Origin of the sequence: Leptolyngbya sp. CCY15150 (genome assembly GCF_016888135.1) — a bacterium.
Classification (GTDB): domain Bacteria; phylum Cyanobacteriota; class Cyanobacteriia; order RECH01; family RECH01; genus RECH01.
The window spans coordinates 106936-131520 of record NZ_JACSWB010000289.1 but is presented as its reverse complement, the minus strand read 5'-3'; the positions used below and the strand labels follow the sequence as shown (position 1 = coordinate 131520).

The 24585-nt window shown below is 55.3% G+C and carries 19 protein-coding genes; 12 read left to right on the top strand and 7 right to left on the bottom strand.

Annotation, left to right across the window (positions count from 1 at the left end; genetic code table 11):
• Positions 1-320: 320 nt before the first annotated feature.
• Both JUJ53_RS22865 and JUJ53_RS22860 read left to right on the top strand, forming a co-directional pair.
• Complete coding sequence (locus JUJ53_RS22865; RefSeq protein ID WP_204154359.1) at positions 321-818, top strand: HNH endonuclease; 498 nt, start codon at positions 321-323, stop codon at positions 816-818.
• A 181-nt stretch (positions 819-999) separates the two neighbouring features.
• Positions 1000-1539, top strand: coding sequence for a tetratricopeptide repeat protein (locus JUJ53_RS22860; protein ID WP_204154358.1), 540 nt, complete (start codon positions 1000-1002; stop codon positions 1537-1539).
• A gap of 22 nt (positions 1540-1561) precedes the next feature.
• Here JUJ53_RS22860 and JUJ53_RS22855 read toward each other — a convergent pair whose 3' ends face one another.
• The gene (locus tag JUJ53_RS22855) at positions 1562-2320 is read right to left on the bottom strand and encodes a phycocyanobilin:ferredoxin oxidoreductase (RefSeq protein WP_204154357.1); all 759 of its coding nucleotides are present in this window, start codon (positions 2318-2320) and stop codon (positions 1562-1564) included.
• Between the two features lie 223 nt (positions 2321-2543).
• Here JUJ53_RS22855 and JUJ53_RS22850 point away from each other — a divergent pair, with 223 nt between their 5' ends.
• A complete protein-coding gene (locus JUJ53_RS22850) occupies positions 2544-3356 on the top strand; it encodes a serine/threonine-protein kinase (RefSeq protein WP_204154356.1) in 813 nt (270 codons plus the stop codon).
• A gap of 412 nt (positions 3357-3768) precedes the next feature.
• On the top strand, positions 3769-3951 hold the full coding sequence (tatA, locus tag JUJ53_RS22845) for a twin-arginine translocase TatA/TatE family subunit (protein WP_204154355.1): 183 nt from the start codon (positions 3769-3771) through the stop codon (positions 3949-3951).
• A gap of 39 nt (positions 3952-3990) precedes the next feature.
• On the opposite strand, the gene JUJ53_RS22840 is transcribed toward tatA, so the two are convergent.
• The gene (locus JUJ53_RS22840; RefSeq protein ID WP_204154354.1) at positions 3991-4290 is read right to left on the bottom strand and encodes a DUF3593 domain-containing protein; all 300 of its coding nucleotides are present in this window, start codon (positions 4288-4290) and stop codon (positions 3991-3993) included.
• A gap of 118 nt (positions 4291-4408) precedes the next feature.
• Between JUJ53_RS22840 and JUJ53_RS22835 the strand changes: the two genes are divergently transcribed.
• A complete protein-coding gene (locus tag JUJ53_RS22835) occupies positions 4409-6511 on the top strand; it encodes a DNA methyltransferase (RefSeq protein WP_204154353.1) in 2103 nt (700 codons plus the stop codon).
• Positions 6512-6523: 12 nt separating this feature from the next.
• Here JUJ53_RS22835 and JUJ53_RS22830 read toward each other — a convergent pair whose 3' ends face one another.
• On the bottom strand, positions 6524-9181 hold the full coding sequence (locus tag JUJ53_RS22830; protein ID WP_204154352.1) for a hypothetical protein: 2658 nt from the start codon (positions 9179-9181) through the stop codon (positions 6524-6526).
• Positions 9182-9711: 530 nt separating this feature from the next.
• On the opposite strand from JUJ53_RS22830, the gene JUJ53_RS22825 reads away from it, so the two are divergent.
• Both JUJ53_RS22825 and JUJ53_RS22820 read left to right on the top strand, forming a co-directional pair.
• Positions 9712-11049, top strand: a complete 1338-nt coding sequence (locus JUJ53_RS22825; protein ID WP_204154351.1) for a homoserine dehydrogenase — start codon at positions 9712-9714, stop codon at positions 11047-11049.
• 176 nt (positions 11050-11225) lie between these two features.
• Entirely contained in the window at positions 11226-11747 is a 522-nt protein-coding gene (locus JUJ53_RS22820) for a hypothetical protein (protein ID WP_204154350.1), read from the top strand.
• A gap of 181 nt (positions 11748-11928) precedes the next feature.
• Here the strand turns inward: JUJ53_RS22820 and JUJ53_RS22815 are convergent, their stop codons facing one another.
• Positions 11929-14229 carry a bifunctional (p)ppGpp synthetase/guanosine-3',5'-bis(diphosphate) 3'-pyrophosphohydrolase gene (locus JUJ53_RS22815; protein WP_204154349.1) on the bottom strand — a complete coding sequence of 767 codons (2301 nt, stop codon included), beginning with the start codon at positions 14227-14229 and terminating at the stop codon, positions 11929-11931.
• A gap of 575 nt (positions 14230-14804) precedes the next feature.
• On the opposite strand from JUJ53_RS22815, the gene patD reads away from it, so the two are divergent.
• The 3 genes from patD to JUJ53_RS22800 all read left to right on the top strand — a co-directional run bounded on the left by patD (position 14805) and on the right by JUJ53_RS22800 (position 17276).
• Positions 14805-15200: a heterocyst frequency control protein PatD gene (gene patD, locus JUJ53_RS22810; protein WP_204154348.1), complete on the top strand. Its 396-nt coding sequence runs from the start codon at positions 14805-14807 to the stop codon at positions 15198-15200.
• 82 nt (positions 15201-15282) lie between these two features.
• Positions 15283-15837: a zf-TFIIB domain-containing protein gene (locus tag JUJ53_RS22805; RefSeq protein ID WP_204154347.1), complete on the top strand. Its 555-nt coding sequence runs from the start codon at positions 15283-15285 to the stop codon at positions 15835-15837.
• 65 nt (positions 15838-15902) lie between these two features.
• A complete protein-coding gene (locus JUJ53_RS22800; RefSeq protein ID WP_204154389.1) occupies positions 15903-17276 on the top strand; it encodes a GH1 family beta-glucosidase in 1374 nt (457 codons plus the stop codon).
• A gap of 98 nt (positions 17277-17374) precedes the next feature.
• On the opposite strand, the gene cax is transcribed toward JUJ53_RS22800, so the two are convergent.
• Together cax and JUJ53_RS22790 are read right to left on the bottom strand one after the other, a co-directional pair.
• Entirely contained in the window at positions 17375-18478 is a 1104-nt protein-coding gene (cax, locus tag JUJ53_RS22795) for a calcium/proton exchanger (RefSeq protein ID WP_204154346.1), read from the bottom strand.
• 190 nt (positions 18479-18668) lie between these two features.
• On the bottom strand, positions 18669-20567 hold the full coding sequence (locus JUJ53_RS22790; RefSeq protein ID WP_204154345.1) for an ArsA family ATPase: 1899 nt from the start codon (positions 20565-20567) through the stop codon (positions 18669-18671).
• Between the two features lie 174 nt (positions 20568-20741).
• Here JUJ53_RS22790 and thyX point away from each other — a divergent pair, with 174 nt between their 5' ends.
• Entirely contained in the window at positions 20742-21464 is a 723-nt protein-coding gene (gene thyX, locus JUJ53_RS22785) for an FAD-dependent thymidylate synthase (protein WP_204154344.1), read from the top strand.
• A gap of 100 nt (positions 21465-21564) precedes the next feature.
• Here the strand turns inward: thyX and JUJ53_RS22780 are convergent, their stop codons facing one another.
• Complete coding sequence (locus JUJ53_RS22780) at positions 21565-22467, bottom strand: SIMPL domain-containing protein (RefSeq protein ID WP_204154343.1); 903 nt, start codon at positions 22465-22467, stop codon at positions 21565-21567.
• A gap of 524 nt (positions 22468-22991) precedes the next feature.
• Here JUJ53_RS22780 and JUJ53_RS22775 point away from each other — a divergent pair.
• Complete coding sequence (locus JUJ53_RS22775) at positions 22992-24515, top strand: iron uptake porin (protein ID WP_204154342.1); 1524 nt, start codon at positions 22992-22994, stop codon at positions 24513-24515.
• Positions 24516-24585 lie beyond the last annotated feature (70 nt).

Sequence of the window (24585 nt, the reverse complement as noted above, 5' to 3'; positions counted from 1 at the left end):
ACCTGCATTCTAACCAGCCAACGGTTGAGCGACTATCCCCTGATGGGACGAGTCACGCTTGGCTAGGTGCATGGGTGCATCCCAGTTTTGCAAGTTGACCCACCCTTCGGGAAGCGCAAGCTCTACATCCCCCAACCCCTTCTCCCAAAAAAAGGGAGAAGGGGAGCCGGATTCAAAGTCCCTCGCCCGACTTGGGAGGGGGATTTAGGGTGAGGGCTATAAAAGTGGGATGCACCCAGGTGCATCCTCCACGCCGTGCCGAATCTGACTGTGTTAGTATTCTTAAAAAATCCCTAAACCAAATCTTTAGCATTTAGTCAATGGCCAAGGTACTGGTTCTTAATGCCTCATACGAACCGCTCAACATTACCAGTTGGCGTCGGGCGGTGGTGTTGTTGATTAAGGGAAAGGCCGAACAGATTGAACATAATGGCAAGATTGTGTACGCCGATCTTCCCTTGCCGACGGTGATCCGTCTTCGGCATTATGTGCGGGTTCCCTACAAAGAAATTCCTCTTACTCGTCGTAATCTGTTGCATCGAGATGGGCATTCTTGCCAGTACTGTGGCTATATGGGCGATGATCTCACCCTCGACCACGTGGTGCCGCGATCGCGGGGCGGCGTGGATACCTGGGAGAACATGGTGACGGCCTGTGTGCGCTGCAATGTCCGCAAGGGCAACCGCACGCCCAAGGAAGCCAATATGCCCCTGCGCCGACCACCCCACCGGCCCCACAGCAGCCTTTATTTTGAGGTGGTGAAGCAGGTGAAGAGCGGGGTTCACAAAGAGTGGCAGAAATATGTGATTGGTACTTGACCCCAGCGGTTTGATCCGACTGGGGTTTTCTGCAGGTGCTTTTCCCCAGGCGTTGATCATGCTGCCCCTGTTCTTTGATGGTCTCTGGTTAGGACTGGGAGAAGCAGGGCTATGAATGGTCTACGTTTTGTCTTAGTCTGAAGGAAGCTAACGATTGTTTAGATAAACGTTTTAGATCGCTATGGATGAACGCCTACTGGCTGTAACGTATCTCAGCATTTTGGTGGTGCTGCTTTTGGGGGGAAGCTGGTTCTTGGTGCGCCAAGTGTTACGAACCCGCCGGGTGGAAACGTCCTTAAGCAGACTGCAAGAGAAGCTCTCCAATGGTAAGGGAACGTCTCAAGACTATTACGAGCTGGGTGGGATTTTTCTAGACAAACGACTGTATTCTCAGTCGATTGTCCAGTTTCAGAAAGCCCTGAAATGTAAGGACTTGAAGGGCGCGGAGAATATTGCAGTGGTCTACAATGCCTTGGGGTTTTCCTATGCGGCCCAAGAGCAGTATGACCTGGCCATTCGCCAATATAAAGAAGCTCTCGACCAAACCCCAGATTATGTGACCGCGCTGAATAATCTGGCCTATGCCTACGAAAAGAAGCAACTCATCGCCCAGGCCCTAGAGACCTACGCTGAAGCGCTCAAGTATGACCCGACGAATTCGATCGCCAAACGGCGGGCTGAGTCGTTGAGTAAGCGCGTCACACCGTCCTCAGCCTCCTAGGGCGATCGCCCTTGGTTGCCCTTTACTGGGTCGGTAGGTCAAACAACACCGTGGTCATATATCGCTCTGCCCAAGCGTCGCCGAAGGCTTTTTCTAGCACTCGGCGCGTTTTGTCATTTTGCTGCTGTTGGCTGCAGTAAAGCTGCTGCCCAGCCAGCAGGTCGGCCTGGTGGTCGGGCGTAGATGGGGTGGCGATCGCCAACTGGCAGTGGAGTTCTAAGATCGCCCGCACGTGGGCCAAAAAGGCTTCTTCTTCCGCTGCATCGCTAGGACGCACAAAGAGGCAAAACTCTGAAAAGATATGCCCCCAGGGTGGTAGATCCCGAGGTTGGCTGAAGCTGGGGGCCGTGTAGTCTTGCAGCGCCGTTTGGTAATTGGCGGGCAGCGATCGCCGCAGAGCATCCGGATTAGCGGGCGGCGCAATGGGAGATAGGTCTACAATGGCAGCGCTAACCTGCCCGCGTCCGCCGACAATATCGGTACCAAACATCGGCAGATTGTAGTCTGGTCGCGGAAACATCACGCAGTGCAAAATATCCAGGGATTTGCCCACTTTGGCAAGTTCTAGGTGCAGTTTGCGAAACTCCCGAGTTTGATAACACTGGTTTTCAATGGTGAGCTTTTCTCCTTCCAAGCGTCCTTCCACATACCCCAGATCCTCCGGGAGTTGGTAGGGCGATAGGTCGAGATGGGTTTGCCAGACGTCTTCAATGCAGTGGGCTAGACGCTGAATCAGAGGATGTTGCTCTTGTCGAATGGATGTTGAAGAATTGGATGCCATAATACTTGAATCAAAAACTGCGAGCGTCATCGATGGGGGGCAATGGCAGAACCTTAGACCACACCCATGATCCGCACCAAATAGAGATATAACTGTAATTGGTACAGGGTGGCGCAGACTGCAAAATCAAGTAATGTTAATGTTCAGGGTTTTCAAGGCATCACCAACTGGCACATCCTTGCGGTCAAGGATAACCTGGAAAATCACCAACCTCAAAAGACTTATGGCAGGGCAGATACTAGGCGATCGCTATGAGGTGCAACAGCAACTGGGTAAGAAGTCAGGGCGCTGGACGCTGCTGGCTCGCGATCTCACCAATGAGGCGCTGGTTATCTTGAAGCTGGTGTTTGTAGACGACGAACTCAAGCCAGATGACCTCAAGTTGTTCAAACGAGAGGCAGAAGCGCTCAAGTCCTTGAAGCATCCTTCGACCCCAGAATATCTGGGTAGCTTTGAGATGGATTTGCCGATGAATGGCAAGGCTATGGCGCTGGTGCAGTCTTACATCCAGGGCAAGTCTCTGGATAGCTACCTAAAAGAAGGACGCAACTTTACAGAGCGGGAGTCGAAGCGCATTGCCCGAGAAGTGCTGAAAATTTTGGAGTATCTCCATAGCCGCCAGCCGCCGATTATTCACCGCGACATTAAGCCCAGCAACGTTTTGCTGGTCACCCATCCAGGGCGATCGAAAATTCAGGTCTTTTTGGTGGATTTTGGCTCCGTCAAGTCCCTGTCTGCCAGCGAAAACACCTCCCTCACCCTAGTGGGCACTCGCGGCTATATGCCACCGGAGCAGGTGGGCGGCCGCACGGTACGAGCGTCGGATATCTACGGGCTAGGGGTCACCTTAGTCACCTGTTTGACGGGCATCGAGCCATCGGAAATCCCTAGCCGAGGCATGCGCTTGGAGTTTGAGACAATTACCGACCTATCTCCCGACTTTACGACCTGGCTGAAGAAAATGGTTCACCCAGCCCTCGATCGCCGCTTTGCCACCTCCGAGGAGGCCATGGAGGCCCTGCGCCCGTTGATGTAGCTAGTACCGCAAGACAAAGAACGAAGACAGAAGAACGAAGACAGAAGAACGAAGACAGAAGAACGAAGATAGAAGAACGAAGATAGAAGAACGAAGATAGAAAAGCGAAAAGGAATTCATGCATATTGTTCCTACGCTGAGCTTGGGCATGCTCCTAGGGTTGCTCCCGCGCCTAGACCTAGCTGCAGGAGAAGCGTTGTAGGAGCTAGGAGACAGGCGTCAACGGGGGAGTGCTGGCACCCTACGATGCGGTTTTCAACAAACTCGGGCAACATGTTTAACCTGAGACTTGTTGGGCGATCGCTGCCTTGTCCTATCCAAAAACCAGCCTCCTGTATAATGTTGACCAGGATGCCTCTAGGGCATCGGATCCATCGTGGATGCTGGAATACTCGGGCATTAGGAGAAATCTATGTTTCCATTTAGTCTCGGTTGGCCTGAGGTCGTCATTATTGGAGTAGTGGCGCTAGTGATTTTTGGCCCCAAGAAAATTCCCGAATTGGGAGGGGCGATCGGCAGAACCCTACGGGGTTTCAAGGAAGAAATAGGAGGCAATGGGGAGCCTGACGACGACGACTCGGATACCACGATCTAGATAGCTGATCCACTAGGTCTCGGAGTCTCTAGGGCATGGCTAGGGCGTTTCGTTCTCGTTTTGGCGTTGACGAATAGCTTGCTGAAACCCTAGCACCACTAGGATATTCGAAAGCGTTAGGAAAAATTCTGCTCCGCCATGGAGCCAATCCACATTGGCTAGGGTTTCTCCATAGGCAATTTGCGCATAGATGCCAGCGGGAATGGTGACGGCGACGAAGACCAGGGTCATATAAAAGCCAATCAGCGCTAGCCGTGGCGTTTGCCCCGATCGCGTCAAAAACCATAAAAAGCCTAGGTAGGGAAAGAGCGATAGCGCAAACAGGGTTTCCTTGGACATCGGATGTTCTCACAACAGGTCAGGGATACAGCAATTGCCGCCCCGTCTCTGATCATGCCACGAATAGTGAACCCGAGTCGTCAATCCAATAGCCTCATGATGCAGGATGGGATGCTTGGTGCCACAGCTTTTGCGGCGCTGTCAACATTGGCAAGGGGCGATCGCCCGTGATCTCGCCAGACAGCAGGATGGATGGGACGAATGGCAAGGGAGCCAACGTTGGCTGCTGAAGTGGCTGATGGCGCGTCAGTATGAGCAAGCCTGCGGTCTAGTGCCCAGCGCATCCTGGGGGCAGTTGCAGGATCGTCTTGCCGCGATCGCCCAAGCTGATCCGGGGCTGATTCCGGCGGATTGGCTCATGGATGACCCCCAACCCAGCGATCGCCTGTGGCAGAAGCTCACGGCCGATCTATCCCAGCAGTCTCTAGACCCTAGTCTGCTAGCTGCTATCTATGAGCGATCGCCTCGGGGACAGGGTATGCCCGCAGAAGCGATCGCCCGTAAAGCTGCCCGCAAAACCGCCCGCAAAACTGACGGCGTGTACTACACCCCAGCGCCGCTGGTGCAGATGATGGTGCAGCAAACGGTGCAGGCCCGCCTGCGTCAGCCAGGGGCTGTTGTCCGGATCTTGGATCCGGCCTGTGGCTGTGGGGGCTTTTTGCTAGCCAGTCTGCAGGTGCTCCAAGCTTGGTATGGGCAGCAGTATCAGCAGCAATCCCCCCAGCATCCCGCTCTATGGACAGATGAGGATGGTCAGACCCATCTCACCCTAGAAGCGCGATCGCACCTGGTGCAGACCCATCTCCATGGCTTAGAGCTGGATGAGCAAGCCGCTGCGATCGCCCGTCTCTCCCTAGGGCTAGCTCTCCTCCAGCCGCCCACGCCCGACCCCCAAGTGCCCCTGGGCTTGATCCTGCAGCGGGCTGTGCAGGTGGGCAACACGCTCTTGCAGATCGACTGGCAGCCGCTCTTTCCTGCCGCCATGGAGCAGGGAGGCTTTGAGATAGTTTTGGGCAATCCCCCCTACCTAGATGCAGAGCAGATGACCGCGGCGTCTCCTACCTGGCGGTCGTTTTGCACGGCTCACTATCAAACGGCGCGGGGTAACTGGGATAGTTTTTGTATCTTTATTGAACAGGCGCTCAACCTTTGCCAAGTGGGAGGATGGGTGAGCTTAGTGGTGCCGAGTAAGCTGCTCTCCGCTGATTATGCTGCGGCTACCCGATCGCTGCTGCTGCGCCATCGCCTTTGCTGGATGCGCGACTACACCCATGCCAACACCTTTCCCGCCGCATCGGTCTATCCCATTGTGTTTTGCGTAGAAAAATGTGCCCAGGCGATCGCCTCCCATCCCCCTGTGCCCTACCAGGTGATGCAATCGCTCGATGATGTAACCGCTGCAAACACTCCAGCGGCTGAACTGCAGGTGGGCGATCGCCCCACTGGCCCAGACCCTGGCCCTTGGCGGGTGGTGCAGATCACGACCCCGCCGCGCCTGCTTGCCCACTTTGAACGCCAGACCCGACCACTGGGGGCGATCGCCTCGGTGCATGGCGCGGCCACCGTCGCGGAAGCCTATGCCCTCCAAGCTTTAATCCAGGATTTGGCTGAGGGTGAAGAGTTGCCGCCCCAAGCGCTGCCCATGGTCAACAGCGGCACCTTGGATCGCTACCGGGTGCTGTGGGGTAAAAAAAAGCTGCGCTACTTAGGAGCTCACTACCAGCGTCCCTACCTCGGCCCTGAGCATCTGCATCAGCTATCGCCTAAACGCTGCCGCCAGGCCCATCATCCCAAAGTGATTGTGGCGGGGCTCACCCGTCGGTTAGAAGGTGTGCTGGATGAACAAGGTAAGATCTTACCTGCTAAATCCACCTCGATTATTTTGGCAGATAGCTCGGTTGATCTACGTTATTATCTGGGCATTCTCAACAGTCGAGTTATGGATTGCTATGTGCAAATACAGTTTGCCAGCCATGGTCTACGGGATGGTTATCTATGCCTAGGGCCACCCCAACTGCGCCAACTGCCGATTTTACCCCGGTGCTATCGCGCTCAATCCTTACTTGCCTGGGTGGATCACATGCTCACCCTCATGGCTCACCCCAATCCTTCACCCGATGACTATCGGCGGCTGGATGAATGCATCGATCGGGCCGTTTGTGCGCTCTATGGCCTAGATGCAGCAGAAACCGAATGGGTGTTGTTGAGGGGCGATCGCTGACCCGGTCACCGGCTACACGTCCAGCTCATCCAAGGCCAAATCGGGTAAGTTGGGCGGCATCACCCAACGGGTAACCGACACCTTGCGGCTCTCGCGCTGGGTGAGCATTTCCACTGCGATCGCTTCAAACCGCACCTCCATACAGCCCAGGGGAACAGCGATCGTCAAACTGCCTTCTAAATGTCCCTGGCTGTTGGGCAAAAAGTTAGACACCCAGTGGGGGCCATCCACCAACACCCGCTGCTGACAGTCGTGCAGCCAAACTTTGACGTAGATTTTCGACGGTAGATTGGGCAAACTGAGGCGCAGCCGCGTGGGTGTCCCGGCGGTCAGGTCATCGCCGGGAAGTTCTAGCACGGGGGTGGGAATCGCCTGATCCTCCGGCAGACAAAGCTCTGGCGGAGGCGTCAGAGCGGGTGACGTTGGAGGCGCAGGATCGTCGCTGCTGTCATCCATGACAATTTCTTCATCGGCTAAACCACCATCCCAACTGTTGGGAGCTGCCTGCCATTCGGAGGTGACGCTGTAGAAGGTATCCTCTAGGTCATTCTTGGGCTCAGCCTCAGGATCCACCGGGGTGCGGCTGGGAGGAGAAACCGCGCCCAGCCACTCCGCCAGCTCTACATCTTGGGCTAAGGACAACAGGCGTGACTGGAAGCGATCGCCTAAGTTGAGAGACTGAAACGCCGAGTCTTCAGGCGATAGATTAATCTCAATGGGTTCTGGCTCCGGCTCTAGGGCCGGGGTCGGCAAGGGCACAATGGGCAAGGAGACGGACATCTCCGGATCTTGGGGGCGATCCAGCTCAGGATGCCTGTCCTCAGCCACCGGCGGTTCCGGCTCCGACTCTAGAGGTGGCTGATCTCGATCAACGTCCAGGAATTCCGCCGCCTGCTCTGAGGGTTTATCCGAAAGCGCCTCGCCCTCAAGCTGCTCGTCATCGGCCAGAGCATTAGCGGAAAACTCTGCCTCGTCCGAGGGGCGATCGCTCTCCGGTTGATCGTGTTCAACCGACCCAGAATCCTCAAGTTCTGCCTCGGACTCCGTCCCCAGGTCTGAGGATTCCTCGGCACTAGGGAGCGGCTTGAACGATGGCAGGTCGATGGGTTTGGCGGGACGGGGTTCATCCTCCGCCGTTTCGGGCGATCGCTGACTGCGCAACGGTGGCGCTATGCTCGGCAGCCCGGAGGTTTGGAAGGTCAATCCGGTAGACTGGGGCGGACTGCTGAGGAAGTTGAGAAAGGTCAAGTCCGGGGCAATTACCTGCTGTCCCTGGAGGTTGAGGGGCGGCTGGAACAGTTCCGAAGCGGGCGTTTCGTTGGCGATCGCATTCAGTAAATTGTCCAAATCCACCGTCACGGTCAACGATTGGGTGGCGATCGCCTGGGTGGGATGATCCGCAGCCACCACGTCCAGTTCCCCCAGCAAGAGATGGCTGAGGGAATCGGGTTCAACCTGAAAGTCGCAGCGGAAGGCCAGGGGCAGATGATCGCGGGTCAGCGGTTGAGCTAGGGAATAGATCTGCTCAGGCAGCGATCGCCCCGATTGGGGATCGGTCAACCGCAGGCGCAATTGGTAGGAGGTCGCAGGGCGATCGCGGTCTAGGTCATCGCCTTCTACAACCGCAGGCGCGTCGGTCTGCAGAGCCAGCTCTCCACCTAGGGTCAAGTTCCCGGCTTTGGATAGTAGGTACACCTCTTCGGTGAGGCGCAGGGTCAGGGGTAGGGGTGGCGCAGGTGGCGCTGCATCGTCTGGAGGTGCTTCTACACTGGCGTCGAGGGAAACCTCCTCTGGGGTAGGGGCGGTTGGAGCGTTGGCGTTGGGATCCGGGTCTGGGGGAGCGATCGCTTCTGCCACAGGCGTCGCATCGTGGGGATCCAACGAGGTTTGGAACTGCTGAAAGACCGCATCAATCACATCATCGACGGCCTGCACATACTGCCCAAACTCGGAGGTATCGGGGTTGGGTTCGGCAGCCGGCTCGGAGTTGCGATCTGAGGAGTCGCTATCTGAACTAAGAGCCGCTGCGTCATCCGCTGCTGTTGGACTACCGCCATCGAATGGGGCGATCGCATCGGGGCCGTCTTCCTTGGTCGCCAGCGCCTCCGGCTCACCCTCAGATGATGTCGCGGGCTCTGGCTGTACGGAGGTTTCCGTCTGCACCCAGGTGTCGTCGGGATCCGCTGGCATTGGCTCGTCTGCCTGCCTCCAGGTGTCGTCTTCCCCAGATGTCTGAGCCGTTTGGGTGTCTGCCTGCACCATGTCGTCTTCGTCCACGGCTGGTGACCAATCTGAGCCCCAGTCATCGCCCACCTGGGCTTCATGGGGCAATACATGCAGGAGCACTCGCTGTTGCCATCCTTCTCCCATCAGATCCGCCATGACATCGCTGATGCAGCGGATTTCCCAGGTGCCGGGCTGCAGCCGGGTAAAGGGAATCACCATCATCAAGCCATCCCGATTGGTTTGGGCAGAACGGGCCTGGGTGCGGCGTTTGGGGGGCTCTTCGTAGACGGCGTCGTGGGTGATGCGAACTTCTACGGAACGGTTGGCATAGGTACTGCGGGCTACCACTCGGTAGCGACCCTCTAGGATTTCAACGTCGGGCGTATCCAGCGGCAACCAAGAGCGATCGCCCTCTTGTTGAATCAAAAACTCCCAATCTGCCATCTCGAACCCCGTATGAGAAAGGTTTCCTATATCTAGTATCTAGAGCGCAAGCTCGACCCAAGGGGAGCTTGACGCCCAATCATGTGTCCCGTTGTTAGCACTATCCCAGCTATATCTACAATATTGCCCTAGGAGGGGACGTGACTTCTAGCAGCGATCGCCTGTCATCGGCAGCAGACCACAGTTCTCGGACAATATCAACCCCATCCCTTGATCGCGATCGCCTCTACAATTGCTTCCACAATTGCCTTTACAATGACTCCTAGAATTGAACATAGTTTACTTGGTGCTGCACTTTGGATCCATGGGGCTCCATGGAGGCGATGAACGAGATCGAACCGAAACGCCGGTTGATCATCGATCATAGAATCAGGTAGGACTGACGCACCAACCGCAACAGCTTGGAGGCAGCGATCGGATAGGATCACTCTCGGAGCAAGGAGTGCGTCGGTTCACGTCTAGCATAACGGCTTGCAGACAGAGTAGCTGTCCAATCAAGGATGTCCAATCACTGTTACTAGGATGAAACTGTGGGATTTAAGGTAGGTTTACTAGGGCTGGGAACGGTAGGAACCGGAACCGTAGATATTATGCTGCATCCAGAGCAGCGCCATCCCTTAGTGGGGCAGTTGGAGCTTCACCGAGTGGGGGTGCGATCGCTAGATAAACCTCGTCAGGTTGCAGTTCCCACCGATATCCTCACGACAGACCTAGAGGCGATTGTGACCAGTCCTGAGGTGGATATTGTGGTGGAGCTGATCGGCGGGCTAGAACCGGCGCGATCGCTGATCCTCAAGGCGATCGCCCATGGTAAGCATGTGGTCACGGCCAATAAGGCGGTGATTGCTCGCTATGGCGATGAAATTTTTACCGCTGCGGAAAAGGCTGGGGTGTATGTGCTGCTGGAGGCAGCGGTGGGGGGCGGCATTCCGGTGATTGAACCCCTGAAACAATCCCTGAGCGCCAACCGCATTCAGAGCATCTTGGGCATTATCAACGGCACCACCAACTACATCCTCACCCGCATGACCCAGGAGGGCGGTGACTTTGCTGAAATCCTTGCCGATGCCCAACAGCTTGGCTATGCCGAAGCCGACCCCACTGCCGACGTGGATGGTCTCGATGCAGCGGATAAAATTGCCATTTTGGCCTCCCTCGCCTTTGGCGGTCGCGTGAAGCGATCGGAGGTCTATTGCGAAGGTATCCGCCGGGTGAGTGCCGCTGACATTGCCTATGCGGAAAAACTAGGCTTTGCGATTAAGCTCTTGGCGATCGCTAAACGGGATGATGATGCCCCAGCCTTGTTGGATAAGTTCCAGCAAGCGGATCATCTGCAAATTCGCGTCCATCCTACCCTAGTGCCCAAGAGCCATCCCCTGGCCAGCGTCAATCAGGTCTATAACGCCATTTTGATTGAAGGCGATCCGGTGGGAGAGGTGATGTTTTTTGGCCCAGGGGCCGGGGCCGGGCCAACCGCCAGCGCGGTGGTATCCGATATTTTGAACATTGCTGCCATCCTCACGGTGGATCGAGCTGGGCCAAGCAGCGATCGCAAACCCCTTGACCCACTCCTGGCCTGTGCCCATCAGCACTACTGCACCCTGGCCCCCATGGACGACCTGGTCACCCGCTTCTACGCGCGCCTGATCACCCATGACTATCCCGGCGTGATTGGTCAACTCGGCACCTGTTTTGGTCAGCATCAGGTCAGTTTAGAGTCTGTGGTGCAAACCGATGTGAAGGGCGATCGCGCTGAAATTGTGGTGGTTACCCATGATGTACGGGAAGGCAATATGAATCAGGCCCTAGAGGAGATCCGCGGGTTTGATGCGGTGGAAGAGGTGGCCAGCGTTCTGCGGGTGCTGTAGCACTTGTAACCCAGCCTTCTCAGGGAATACACTACACTTGAAACGCCCTTCACACGTTCAGCCGCAGCAGCCCGTGGTGTCAGGGCGATCCCCAATCTCATCCATTCATCCTGATCGCGATCCATTTCCGCTGAAAGAGGATAGAATTTCCCATGCCACGCAGTCCTGCACAAGCTATGAACAAGAAACTTGCTCTCGCACTTATGTCGGTGCCTACGGTAATGGGTGGAGCGCTGGCTCCAGCGATGACCCGCCCAGCCCATGCCAATGACATCATTGCTCCCCAAACGGGGATCGTCTGTGCCCAGACGTCTCGTTTTGATGCCAGCCAGCTCGTCTGTCGCCGTCTTCAAACCTCTGCCCAGTCTGGTGCTCAGCTTGTGGCAGCCGCCCCCGGTGAGAGTTCAGAAACTCTCACCAGCGCAGCATCCGGTGCCTCAGAACAGCCTGACCTAGACTTTAGCTACGCCGAAAGCCATGCAGCGATCGCCCTCTTTGGGTGCGACTGTCCCGCTTGTCTCAACTCGTTGCGTACCCTGAGGAACATGCTGCCCGTGGTCGATGATGGCCGGGATCCCTGCTGGGTGGTCAGCAATCAAGGCTATCGCAGCGACCCTGACCAGGTGCTGCAGGCTCTAGACGAGGCGGAAGCCAACCAAACGGACTTTCCCCTAGATGACTTCACGGGCTACGACTAGTACCGCAAGACAGAAGAACAAAGACAGAAAAACGAAAAGGAATTCCAGGAATTCCAGGAACAACAAGGTTTCCCGCCTTAGCACATAGACGGGCTACTGCCGCCTCATGGTGACAGACTCTGCGCCTAGACCTAGTCCAGCCCCGCAGGACTAGGTCTAGATGACTCATGACGGCTGGTACCTAGCCTTCCACCTGTCCTGTGCGATGGAGGTTGAGGATATCGCTCATCTTGCGAATTTGGGTGAGGGTGCGATCGAGCTGGTCGCGATCGCAAATGTCGAGCCCAAGGTCAATGATGGCGGTTTGCCCAGGGAAGGTTTTCACCTGAGCGCTACGCACGTTGATGTGGTAGTCACTCAAGCGCGACAGAATATCCTTCAAAACCCCGACTCGGTCTATCACCTCAATCTGAATCTGCACCGGATAGGTTTGGGGACGAGAACTGCGGGTTGCATGGGCATTCCAACTGACGGGAATCAAGCGATCGCCCGGTACATCCATGACATTTTTGCAGCCCTGACGGTGGATGGAAATTCCTCGACTGCCAAGGGTAACCACCCCCGTAATTGATTCTCCCGGCAGAGGATTGCAGCAGCCAGCTAGGTGATACAGCAACCCTTCTACGCCAGCAATGGGTGAATCATGGCTAGGAGGCGTCGTTTTCGCGGGGGCTGGGGCGGCCGCCAGCCGCATTTGTTCGGCCTCATCCGGGTTCACATCCACCGCTGTGGGTAATGGCTGCGTTACCTTAATGGCCTCCCGCAGACGGTTGACCACATGGTTGAGGGTGACTTCCCCATAGCCCAGCCCCGCTAGCAGATCATCCACGGCTTGGTAATTGCAGCGCTCGGCCGTCGTTTGCATAGGCGCAGACTTGAGTTGGGATTCAAACCCAGGTTTGCCCAGCTCTTTCTCCAGCATGTCGCGGCCACGGGCAATGTTTTCATCCCGGTGCGATCGCTTATACCATTGGCGAATGCGATTGCGTGCCCCCGGTGTCACCACAAAGTTGAGCCAATCTAGGCTCGGGTGAGAATTCTTCTGGGTCATCACCTCCACAATGTCGCCATTGTGTAAATCGGTGTCGAGGGTGACGATGCGACCATTCACCCTTGCACCAGAACAGTGGTTGCCCACCTCCGTATGGATGCGATAGGCAAAGTCAATGGGGGTGGCCCCGCGATTTAGCGCCACCACGTCTCCATTGGGCGTGAATACATAGACATCGTCGTCAAACAAATTGTCGCGAACGCTGTCGAGATATTCCTGGGCATCTTTCAGGTCGTTCTGCCAGTCCAGCAACTGCCGCAGCCAAGTGAACTTTTCATCATCGGTGGTTAACCGCGCATTGGAATGTCCGGTCTCCTTGTATTTCCAATGGGCCGCAATCCCATATTCCGCCACATGGTGCATGGCCATGGTGCGAATTTGCACCTCAATGGGCCGTCCAGAACTGCCAATGACCACCGTATGCAGCGATTGGTAGCGGTTGGGCTTGGGTAGACCAATATAGTCCTTGAAGCGTCCGGGAATGGGGCGGAAGGCATCATGCACCACGGCCAGCGCTCGATAACATTCATCATTGTCTTGCACAATAATGCGCACCGCTGCAATATCGTAGATTTGCTCAAATTCCTTGCCCTGGCGCTGCATTTTTTGGTAGATGCCATACAGATGCTTGGGGCGACCGCTGACATCCAAACAGTGAATGCCCAACTGATCGAGGCGATCGCGAAGGATGGAGGCCACCTGCTGTAGGCGATCTTCCCGATCCGTTCGCTTATCGGCCACCAGTTGCTGGATCTCACGGTAGCTGTCAGGCTCCAAATACTTGAAGGCCAGATCCTCCAGTTCCCACTTAAAACGCCCGATCCCTAAGCGGTTGGCTAAGGGGGCAAAAATTTCCCGAGTTTCCCGCGCAATGCGACGGCGTTTATCATCAGGCAGATGCTCCAGCGTTCGCATGTTATGTAAGCGATCGGCTAGCTTCACGACGATGACCCGAATATCCTGGGCCATGGCCAAAAACATCCGCCGGAAGTTTTCAGCCTGACGCTCAGTTTTACTAGAAAAATTAAATTTAGAAAGCTTGGTGACGCCATCGACCAACTGGCGCACCTCTGCCCCAAAGCGTGCCTCAATTTCTTCCGAAGGCACCTCCGTATCTTCCACAACATCGTGTAAGAAACCAGCCGCAATCATATCGGCACTGCCACCCAAGTCTCGCAGGAGTTCGGCTACGGCTACAGGATGAGCAATGTAGGGCTCTCCCGACGCCCGCCGCTGATCGCGGTGCAGACAGTAGGCAAACTCAAAGGCCTGACACACTAGCGCATCGCCTTGGAGCACCGGCGGAGAATCTCTGCTCGACGCATCATCCTGGGGCTCGTCACCACAGTCTTGGTGAGACAGGATGCACTCACGCAGCCAAGTTGGCAGGGTTAGATCAACGGGGAGAGTTGGGAGAGCGGTCACATTCATACTGTTAAGCCCATTGCGCCTAGGGTGGACTGAAGAGAGTAAAACTCAGGTGGCTTGGCAGTGTAGACTTAGCAATGACAAAGTAGGGCTATGCCCTTACGCTAGTTCTGACCATGCACGACATCTGAATCAAAGCATAGTACCAGCACTGTATTCGCCAATACCACTGGTATTTGTGTATCGAAATACACAAATGTCGCACCCCTGCCTTTCATTACCATAGAAAAGGCTAAAGATGCGGCATGAAAGCCGTTAGCACTGAGTGATTGAGACTTGGGGAAAAGCTTAATTAAAGTCTATCTACGGGCGGCTCTTGCCCCAACCCGAATCATTCGCCAAGCTTGCCAATGATTGTTACATATCCTTGTATTGTCAGATTGACGCGCCAAAGATGCAAGAGGATGAGCGATCGCTCCACGCTGGTTAGCGCTTCAAGGGTACGCAGGATGTAGATGACGAGTCCTTGATTCCACACCCAGATGGTGAGCCTTAGCCTTTATCACATTCTGACACACTCAAAATAAACCATACAGATTTCTTTATGTTTTGATCAGAACGTGAGGTCGATGATCCCGATGGTCTCTCTCCCCTATCCGTCTCGCTATCAAACCCTCAAAGAGCAGTTGCAGGTTGTGGAGCGTTTGGCGATCGCGCCCCAACCCGAAGTTGCTCAGATACAGGCCGCCTTCCTGCAGGCGCAGCAGTGGTTTCAGCAGGCGATTTTGGATGATACAGAGGCTGCGATCCCCGAGGCGATCGCGGGGGAGGTGCAGGCCTATGGGGTGGAGCTGAATAAGCAGATACGGTTGCTGGGTATCGATGTGATGTTTTTGCAATCCTCGCGCCAAGCCCAAACCCGTATGCAGCGCCAGGCCCAGATGCGCGATCGCCTGCAGTTGCTACAAACCTATTGCGATCGCGTCCTGTCCCTAGGATCTGATCCCGCCGCCGCAGATGGCCCCGACGCATAGTCATGAGGCGAAGCTTGGTGCTTTAATCGGAAAGGGGATCGGCAAGGATCGCCTGCGGGCTAGACCAGGAAGGAGAAAGGTTGTGCAGTGTCCAAAAGATAAGAACGTTGAACTCACCAGCAGTCTACTGGCGGACGCCATGCAGGTGCAGTGCTGCCCAGATTGCAAAGGCACCTGGATTCCTCCAGAGCAATATATTGAGTGGAAACAGCAGCAGCCCGCCGTGGAGTCTACGTTACCCAAGCCCACGCTGGATGTAGATTATGCCACGTCGCCCTTGGATGCTCGGGCCGCCCTCTGTCCTGACTGTCGTCATTACCTGGCCCGGGCCAAGGTGAACTTAAAGCAGCCTTTTTACGTGGAGCGCTGTCCCAACTGTGGCGGCATCTGGTGCGACCACGGCGAATGGGAGGTGCTGCAAGAGTTGGGATTGCACACGTCAATTGAACGGCTCTTTTCTAGTGAGTGGCAGGCGCGGGTGAAAGAACAGAATTATGCCGAACGGGAGCGCCAGGCTACGCGGGATAAGCTGGGCTCTGAGCTGGCGGAGAAAATTTTTGAATTGGCCGGACTGCTGGAAAATCATCCCAACGGGGATTTTGGCGTGGCCTATTTAATGCGACGGTTTGATCGATAACGCCACCGGGGATGCATGTCGATCCCCAAGGGCGATCGCAGGCAGCAGTAGTCGGGAGCAGTCCTATGGTCAGCTATCAATTTCCATCTGGGTTTCAGTGGGGGGCAGCCACGGCGGCCTACCAAATTGAAGGGGCGATCGCTGCCGATGGACGGCGACCCAGCGTGTGGGATACGTTCAGCGAAACGCCGGGACGGGTGCTAAATGGCGATACCGGAGCGATCGCCTGTGATCACTACCACTGCTATGACGATGATGTAAAACGCATGGTGGATCTAGGCATCCGCCACTATCGCTTTAGCATTGCCTGGCCGCGGATTATTCCGGAAGGACGAGGAGCGGTGAATGAAGCCGGGATCGATTTCTATCGCCGCCTTGTAGACTGTCTGCGGGATCATGGGATCACCCCCCATGCCACCCTGTTTCACTGGGATAGCCCTCAAGCGTTAGAGGATGCCTATGGTTCTTGGCGCGATCGCCAAATGGCCTACGATTTTGCCGACTATGTGACGGCCGTGGTGCAACGGTTGGGCGATCGCATCACCCACTGGATGACCCTGAATGAAATTGCCTGCTTTACCCATCTGGGCTATGGCGTCAACCAAGTGCCGCCCCACGCCCCAGGCACCGTGGTGTCCCAGCCCAAGGACGTTTGGCAAACCTCCCATCATGCGCTGCTGGCCCACGGTCTCGGCTGCCAGGCCATCCGTGCCGCTTCTCCCCAACCCTGTTCCATCGCCTTGGTCGATAACTTCTTCGTGCCCGTCCCGATCAGCGAAACCCCGGAGCATATCGCTGCCTGTCAAAAAGCGTTTTCCCGACTCCATAGCAACGGCGGCATTATCCAGCCAGCCCTGACCGGTCAGTATAGCCCGGCTCTGCTGGAGCAGCTTGGGGATCAGGCTCCCGATATCCAAGCTGGCGATTTAGCGATCATTCATCAACCCATTGATGCCCTGGGGATCAATATCTACTCCGGGATGTATGTGCGAGCAGCGGATACGGATCAAGGGTATGACGTGCTGGACTTTCCCTCTGGCTATCCCCGCATGCACATGCCTTGGCTGCAGGTGATCCCCGATGCGCTGTACTGGAGTATTCGCCACATTAGCGACACCCTCGATCGCCCCGATCTCCAGCTTTTCATCAGCGAAAACGGCTGTGCGGCTCAGGATCAGGTGACTGATCAAGGCGAGGTCATCGACAGCGATCGCATTCTCTACCTGCGAGAACATCTACGAGCCGCCCATCGCGCTGTGCAGGAGGGCTATCCCCTCACCGGCTATTTTGTTTGGAGTTTGCTGGATAATTTTGAATGGGCCTGGGGCTACGATCGCCGCTTTGGCATCATTTATGTAGACTATGCCAGCCAAACCCGCATTCCCAAGGCTAGCTATTACTGGTATGCCGACTGCATTAGCCAAAACCGGGTCGTTTAGCCGTTGATGGCCAACGTCGTCAAGCAGGTGGTTGGATGGTACGTATGTTTGAACCCACCGTTGAATCCAATCAACCGCCTGCGTTCATCTTTGTTGAATTAGCCAATCCCTTCAACGATCGGGTGGAAGAAAAAGGCTAGACTCAGCACTGCGTAGGTGGCCAGCAGTAAGCTACCTTCCAACCAGTTGGATCGCCCATCGGAGCTAATGGAATTGGCGATCAGCACGGCGACGGCCACGGCAACCAGTTCAAAGGGGTTGAAGTTGAGATCCATGGGCTGTCCCATCACCCAACCCGCCAACACCAGCACCGGCGCAACAAATAGGGCAATTTGCAAACTCGATCCCACCGCCACCGAGACCGATAAGTCCATTTTGTTTTTCATTGCCACGGTGACTGCTGTGGCATGTTCCGCCGCGTTGCCAATAATCGGCAGCAAAATGACGCCGGTAAAGAGCTGAGTCAACCCCAGTTGCTCGGTCGCTTCCTCTAAAGCACCCACCAGCAGTTCCGATTCGAGCGCCACCAGCAGCGTGGCTCCCAGCAACACCCCCGTCCATAGCCAGAGATTGGGACGATGCCCGGCGGCGTCTTCGCCCTCTTCATTCAGATCCAGATCCACTTCTCCGGCTTCACAAAGATAGCTGTGGGTTTTCATGGAGAACAGCAGGGTGAGCAGGTATACCCCAATCAAAACCACGGCCACAGCGGCGGATAGGCGCTGCATTTGAGATTCTTCAATGCCCGTGGAGGTGAAGTTGACGGCGGTGGGCAATAAAATGGCAATCACCGCTAAGTTCATCGATGAGGCATTCAGCCGTGCTAAGACCGGCTGAAATTCCTGCTCCTTGTAGCGCAAGCCTCCCAGAAACATCGATAGCCCCATGACCAGCAGCAGGTTGCCGAGAATCGACCCGGTAATACTGGCTTTGACCACTTCAATCAGACCAGCATTCAGAGCAATCAGGGCAATAATCAGCTCCGTTGCATTGCCAAAAGTGGCATTGAGCAGCCCACCTAAGGTTGGCCCCGATACCACCGCAATTTCCTCGGTTGCTGTGCCCATCCAAGCGGCTAAGGGCAAAATAGCTAGCGCAGCCGTGGCAAATACCACCAGTGCTCCCATATGCATCAGATGGGCAGCCACAGAAATCGGCACAAACACCAATAGCCCAATCAAGATAATCGTTTTGACTGACATTCCAGGTTCCTTTGGTTGTGCAACCAGGTGGAGGCCTTGGCGACGCGATCGCCCAACCACGCTGGCAAAACAAAGACCGTTGAGGCTAGCCCACGGTCTATCGGTGCCATCATCCCTGATCGCTAGCGATCGCCTCCTTATCCAAGACCCAACTTAAATCGGGAGGATTTCGGGAGAATGGAGCCTTGCTTCAGAATAATAGCCTAGCGGCCCCTTGAATTTGCTCAAGAGGGGCGATCGCCCTCGGCAGCATCGGTAGGCGAACCACGGTTTGATTGGGGAAGGTATCTGCCACAAGGGGCTGTTCGGGACGATAGCGATTATGCACGATAAAGCGATGGTAGAGCTCTAGAGATTCCATCGACGTCGTCAGCCGCTGGGTTTCCGCCACAATGGCCGACTGAGCCTGCACTACGCTGATAAATTCCGTATGGGCTGGATCCGTGAGCTTTTTCTGCGCCGTCATCACCCGTTTGCGCAGCGTCCGCAGGCGGCCCATAAATTCCGTCCGTCCCACCACGTTTTGATATTTAATCCACAGTTTGAAAATCCAGGAGAGCCAGTCGCCTAGGGCCGTTGGCATTTCCAAAAATCGCAGCAGGTGACCGGTGGGCGCCGTATCCAACACAATCAAATCCTGCTTGCCCTGCTCCAGCAGCTCCATTACCGTCATCAAGGACAGCATTTCATCAATTCCTGGCAGGGCCTGGGCTACAATTTGCCGCCAAGCTTGGGGCCCATAGGCAATTTGCAGGCTTTCATCCTCGCCTGTATCGCCGCTCATCATCTCCGCCAGTTCCCAGAGGTAGTCATCCCGGAATTCATCCAAAATCTGGCTGGCATCGACTTCCTGGGCGCTGAGGTTAGCCGCCACATCTGCCGGTGTGTGGGACAACTGCTGCCCAAAGGCATCGCCGAGGGAATGGGCCGGGTCAATGGAAATCACCCGCACATTGCGATCGGGATATTGGTTGGCCATCCCCCAAGCGATCGCTGCTGCCACGGTGGTTTTACCCACACCGCCCTTCCCGCCGAGCAAAATCAGCTTGCGCTGTTCACCGATGAAATCTGGAAAACTGGGGGGCACTGACTCGGGCCACTGCACCACCGGCGAGGTTCCCCTGGGAGCGATCGCCACCGTTTCCGCCGATACCACCTGCGCCATCACCCGATCCAGCGCTGCACCGCCCACGGGTTCCTTGTCTTGCTCCGGTACTGCAAACACCTGCCCTGGTTCGAGGAGTGCCAAAAACTTGTCTAGCATCTCCTGCTGTTCGGAGTAGCAGGGTTGCCAGTCGGTTCCTGAGGCTGGCTCAGCAGCACTGCGCTGGAGATGGTTCACAAAAATGCCGCCCACGGGAATCTGGAGCCGGCCGAGAGACTGGATGAGGCGATCGCTCTCTAGCCAGCTCATGGGTTCTGGAATGGCCACCACTAGACAAGCCGTCTGCCCTGGATCTTGGAGGAGCGATCGCCCATCTGCCAAATCCCGCTTCATGTCTTGAATAAACGTATCTGCGTCATCCTCGGTGTAGCGGCCGGTAAGGGTTTGGGTGACCACCTGATGCTTTTCCTGGAATAGCTCCAGCGCACCTAGGAAGCTATCCAAAAAGTCCATGAGTTCCAGCAAATTCAACGCATGACCGCTGGGAGCCATGTCCACCACAATGCGATCGAAGCCGTCCGACTGCAGCAATCGCTGAATTTCCAAAATCCCCATCAGCTCATCCAAGCCTGGCCAGCTTAGATCCCACACCGGCTGTAGATCGGTGCCCTCCACAAAGCTACCCCGTTCCACCAATAGCTCCAGCACCGTGCCATAGTCCGCCTTGAACGCCTGCAGCAGTTGGTCGGCATCCAGGGCCCGCACCTGCAGATTGGGCAGATCCGCCATGGGACGCGGTGTATCATCCACGGGGATTTGCAATACATCACCCAAGGAATGGGCTGGATCGGTGGAGATCAGCAGGATCGATTCCTGGGGGAACCGCTGGGCCCACTGTCGGGCAAAGCCGCAGGAGAGGGTGGTCTTACCAACCCCGCCCTTGCCGCTAAACATTGCCAGTTTTAGAAAATCGTAGTGATTCATAGCCCATCCAAGCGGTGTCAATCTAATAAGACGATAACAAGCTTCCCCAATCCGGATGCTCAAGTCAGGGAAGCGCTGTTAAAGACCTACATATATTGTTTAGGATGCCCGAAATCTCGACAAAATCTTGGATAATGGTTACTTTGTTCAGCCAAATTTGACTGTGGATTGACTATGGATCGGTTTACCGTTGCCCTAATTTCCCAAACCCCCAACCCCCAACAGGTGATCTACGGGGCAATGCACCAAGATTATGCAGAAGGCTTCGTGTGGGATGAACGCGATCGCTGGCCCGGCGAAGAAAAATGTGGCGACGTGATTGTCAAACAACTGCTCCAAGGCAATCGCGGCCATTATGGCCCCCTGGAACACCCCCAAATTGTCCTAAACTGCGGCTGGTTTCCCCACAGCACCATGCAGCAAGTTAGGACACATCGCGTGGGCGTCTCATTTGATGTTCAGTCCTTCCGATATACTGGACAGCGCATCCTCGATGTGATAGAGGGGAAGCGGGAGCTAGAAGATGTGTTCTACCTGCGTCCCTTGGGCAGCTATAGCGATCGCCAAGGCAAAAAGTACGACTACACCGAAGACCTGCGGCAGGAGGATCTAGATTGGTGTCTCCAAGCCTGCCATCGCTATGCCGAACGCATCCATCAAGGCTTTGCGGAAGAACATGCCCGTGGACTCATTCCCTTTGATATTCGCCAACATTGGGTGATGTCGGCTAATGTGCGATCGCTCATGCACTTGCTGGATCTGCGCTGGAAAGCCGATGCTCAGCTCGAAGCCCAGAAGCTCTGTGAACAAATCTGGCCCCATTTTCAAGCCTGGGTGCCTGCGATCGCCGCCTGGTATGAAGCCAATCGCCTGAAGAAAGCTCGGTTGTCGCCCTAGCTCTCCGCACCATAAATCATCCTCCGATGTATCGAAAACTGTATCGAAAACCGGAGGATGAACAGCAGCCTATAGTACTGAAGCCAGCGCAGACTCTGACCTAATCCCGAATTGGGAAGGTCACGAAAATGTCGCGCTGCACCTGCACCTCTGCCGGCATACTGGGGTCGTAGTAGGTTCCTGCCCCATAGCCATAGCCACCCCAGAGGGATGAACTTTGCCCTTGCTGCTCAGGATCGCAGGGTGGATAGAACAAGTTGAACGGGGATTCAGCTACCGAGGGAACCGCTTCAATCTCGACATCCAAGGCATCTGCCATCGTCGCAGCGCGGGATCGGGCATCTTGGATGGCGGAGATATAAACGTCCTCTAATAATGAGGCACAGTTATCAACACTGTAGTTAACAAACACACCTTGGTTGTAGATGTCTGTACCTGCAGTTGCCTCATTAACCGCTGCAACTAGGTCTCGGACTTGGGCTTGGCTTGGATTACGCAGGCTGATGGTCACAGAAGCCGTATTAGTTGTGCCGTAGGAGCCGGTTCCTCCGGATAGGTCAACCTCAATGGCTGTTGCTGGTACCCCTGTAGCAATGATCGCATTCGTGATAGGACGTAAGGCTGCTTCTGTTAAGGGTTCGGCAGTGGGAGGGGAAGCAGGTTCAGAACCGTCTTCTTCCCAGCCATAGTAGTCATAGTAAGGATCGGTGCGGTAAAAGCTCATGTTAATTTTGACCGAGTCCGCTGGTTGTCGAACCACACCCTGTCCCACGACCATCAAGCCTTGAGAGTTGCTAACAGGCGGATAAAGCAACTGAGCCACCTGCTCGGACTCTAGCAACGATTGAGGCATGGGCCCACTTGTCCCAGCCTCTTCCGTCGCTGGTAAGGCAGACTCAGCAGGAGTAGCAGCCTGCCCCACTTGTCCTAAACCTAACCCCAACACAGTAGCGATCGCTGCCGTCACACTCAAACTCAACCCATGGCTGTAAAAAGGTTTCATAGCGTTTCCAGTCTAGATTCCCAAGAAGTGATTAGCTGCTCGTTAGCATTCAGATTCGTAGCATAACCAGGACGTCATGAAGCGTCATGCAACAACGCTAAGGTGACGTCACCTGTAGACATGATCATGAAATGATTCTCCACCCAATTTCTCGGATTCGGTAGAGTTGATCACCTGCTGTAACACTTCATTCTCTAACCAGAGGATTCCAGGATTAACGCAGCCCACCGTCTCCCCCAGCCGCGAAGACCAAGTCGCTAACCTTGAACTAGAGGCCAGCCCGATCCTGGGGTTACATCCTTTCATCCTGGGGAACTTGCCCCATCTCCCACCAGTCTTACATCTTGTAAGCAGCATCCTAGTTTCAAATCTCAGGGGAGTCCCATTCCGGGCGTTGACGCCACTCCTGCCTTCCCTAGGCAGAACTACCATTTTTTTTCGTCAACTCTCAACATTTTTGAGCCACTAGTGCTATAACTACTTGTGTAGGTTCGAAATCTACTTGCAGGTGTGAGGAAAAACATATGTCTCCGAAAATTCTTTGGAAGTCCCTGCTGGTAACTCCAGCTATCTTGGGCACAGCTATCTTTGCATCGTCTTCTGCGATCGCATCAGAAGAAATCAATACCGACGTCACCAGCGTTTCTAGCCTTGAGCAAATTGCTGACTACGCCAACGAAGGTAGCGTTGACAGCATGGGTCAGGTGACCTCGATTACTCAGCTCTCTGATGTGCAACCCACCGACTGGGCATACCAAGCACTCAGCTCCTTGATCGACCGCTACGGTTGTATCGCCGGTTATCCCGACGGTACCTTCCGCGGCAACCAAGCCATGACTCGTTATGAGTTCGCGGCTGGTTTGAACGCTTGTTTGGAAGGATTTGCTCGCACCGTTACCGGTGGCGACCTAACCACCCTTGAGCAACTCTTGCAACAGTTTGAAGCTGAACTAGCTACTCTACGTGGCCGTGTTGATGCTCTAGAAGCTCGCACCGCTCAACTAGAAGCCAACCAGTTCTCCACCACCACCAAACTGAACGGCAACGCTATCTTCAGCACCGCCGCTGTTTTCGATAGTGACGAAGTCTTTGATGACCAAGTCACCTTCGGCTACCGGACGGAGATGAACTTCGACTCTAGCTTCACCGGTGATGACCGTCTGCGTGTTCGTCTGCGCGCTCGTGACGTCCAAGACTTTGATGCTGACCCCGTCGGTTTCTCCTATGGCGGCAGCAGCGATGGTGACGTCTTCCTAGACGACCTGTTCTACGACTTCCCTCTCACCAGCAGCATTGATGTTCGCATCGGTGCCAATAGCCTGGGTGTGGATGACTTCGTAGCCAGCACCATCAGCCCCTTGGATAGCTCCACCAGCGGTTCGCTGTCTAACTTTGGCTTCCCTTCTCAGTACAGCATCGCAACCGTGGGTAACGCTGGTGCTGGTCTCATCGTTCAGCTCACCGACAACATCAGCCTCGATCTAGGCTACACAGCAGATGATGCTGCTAGCCCTGAAGAAGGTTCTGGTCTGTTCAATGGTCCTTACAGCGCCATCGGTCAGTTGACCTTCCTGAGCGGCTCCTTTGACGCAGCTCTGACCTACATCCGCACCTACAACACCCTTGGTTTTGGCGTGCCTGCTTACAACGCTAACAACTTCGGTTTCCAAGGCAACTTCCGCCTGAACGACACCATTGAAATCGGTGGTGGCGTCGCCTACTCCGATGTAGATTCTATCGGTGTTGATGGTGATGCTGAAGTTTGGAGCTACCAAGGAACCTTGGCCTTCAACGACCTCGGTGGTAGCGGCAACATGCTGGGTGTTCTAGCTGGTGTTGTTCCTTACAGCCGCGACAACTTCACTGGAGTTATTGGTGCACCTGATCGGAGCATCAACACCTCCTTCTTGGCTGAAGTGTTCTACCGCCTGCAAGTGAACGACCGCATCTCGGTTACCCCATCTGTTATCTACATTGATGATCCAGATAACAACGGTGGCTTGGATTCTTCCTTGATTGGTGCTATCCGTACCACCTTCAGCTTCTAAGAGTTGACCTCGTTAACTCAGTTATAGGCTAATCTGATCCCCGATCCCTCCTTCTGCAGGGGTCGGGGAT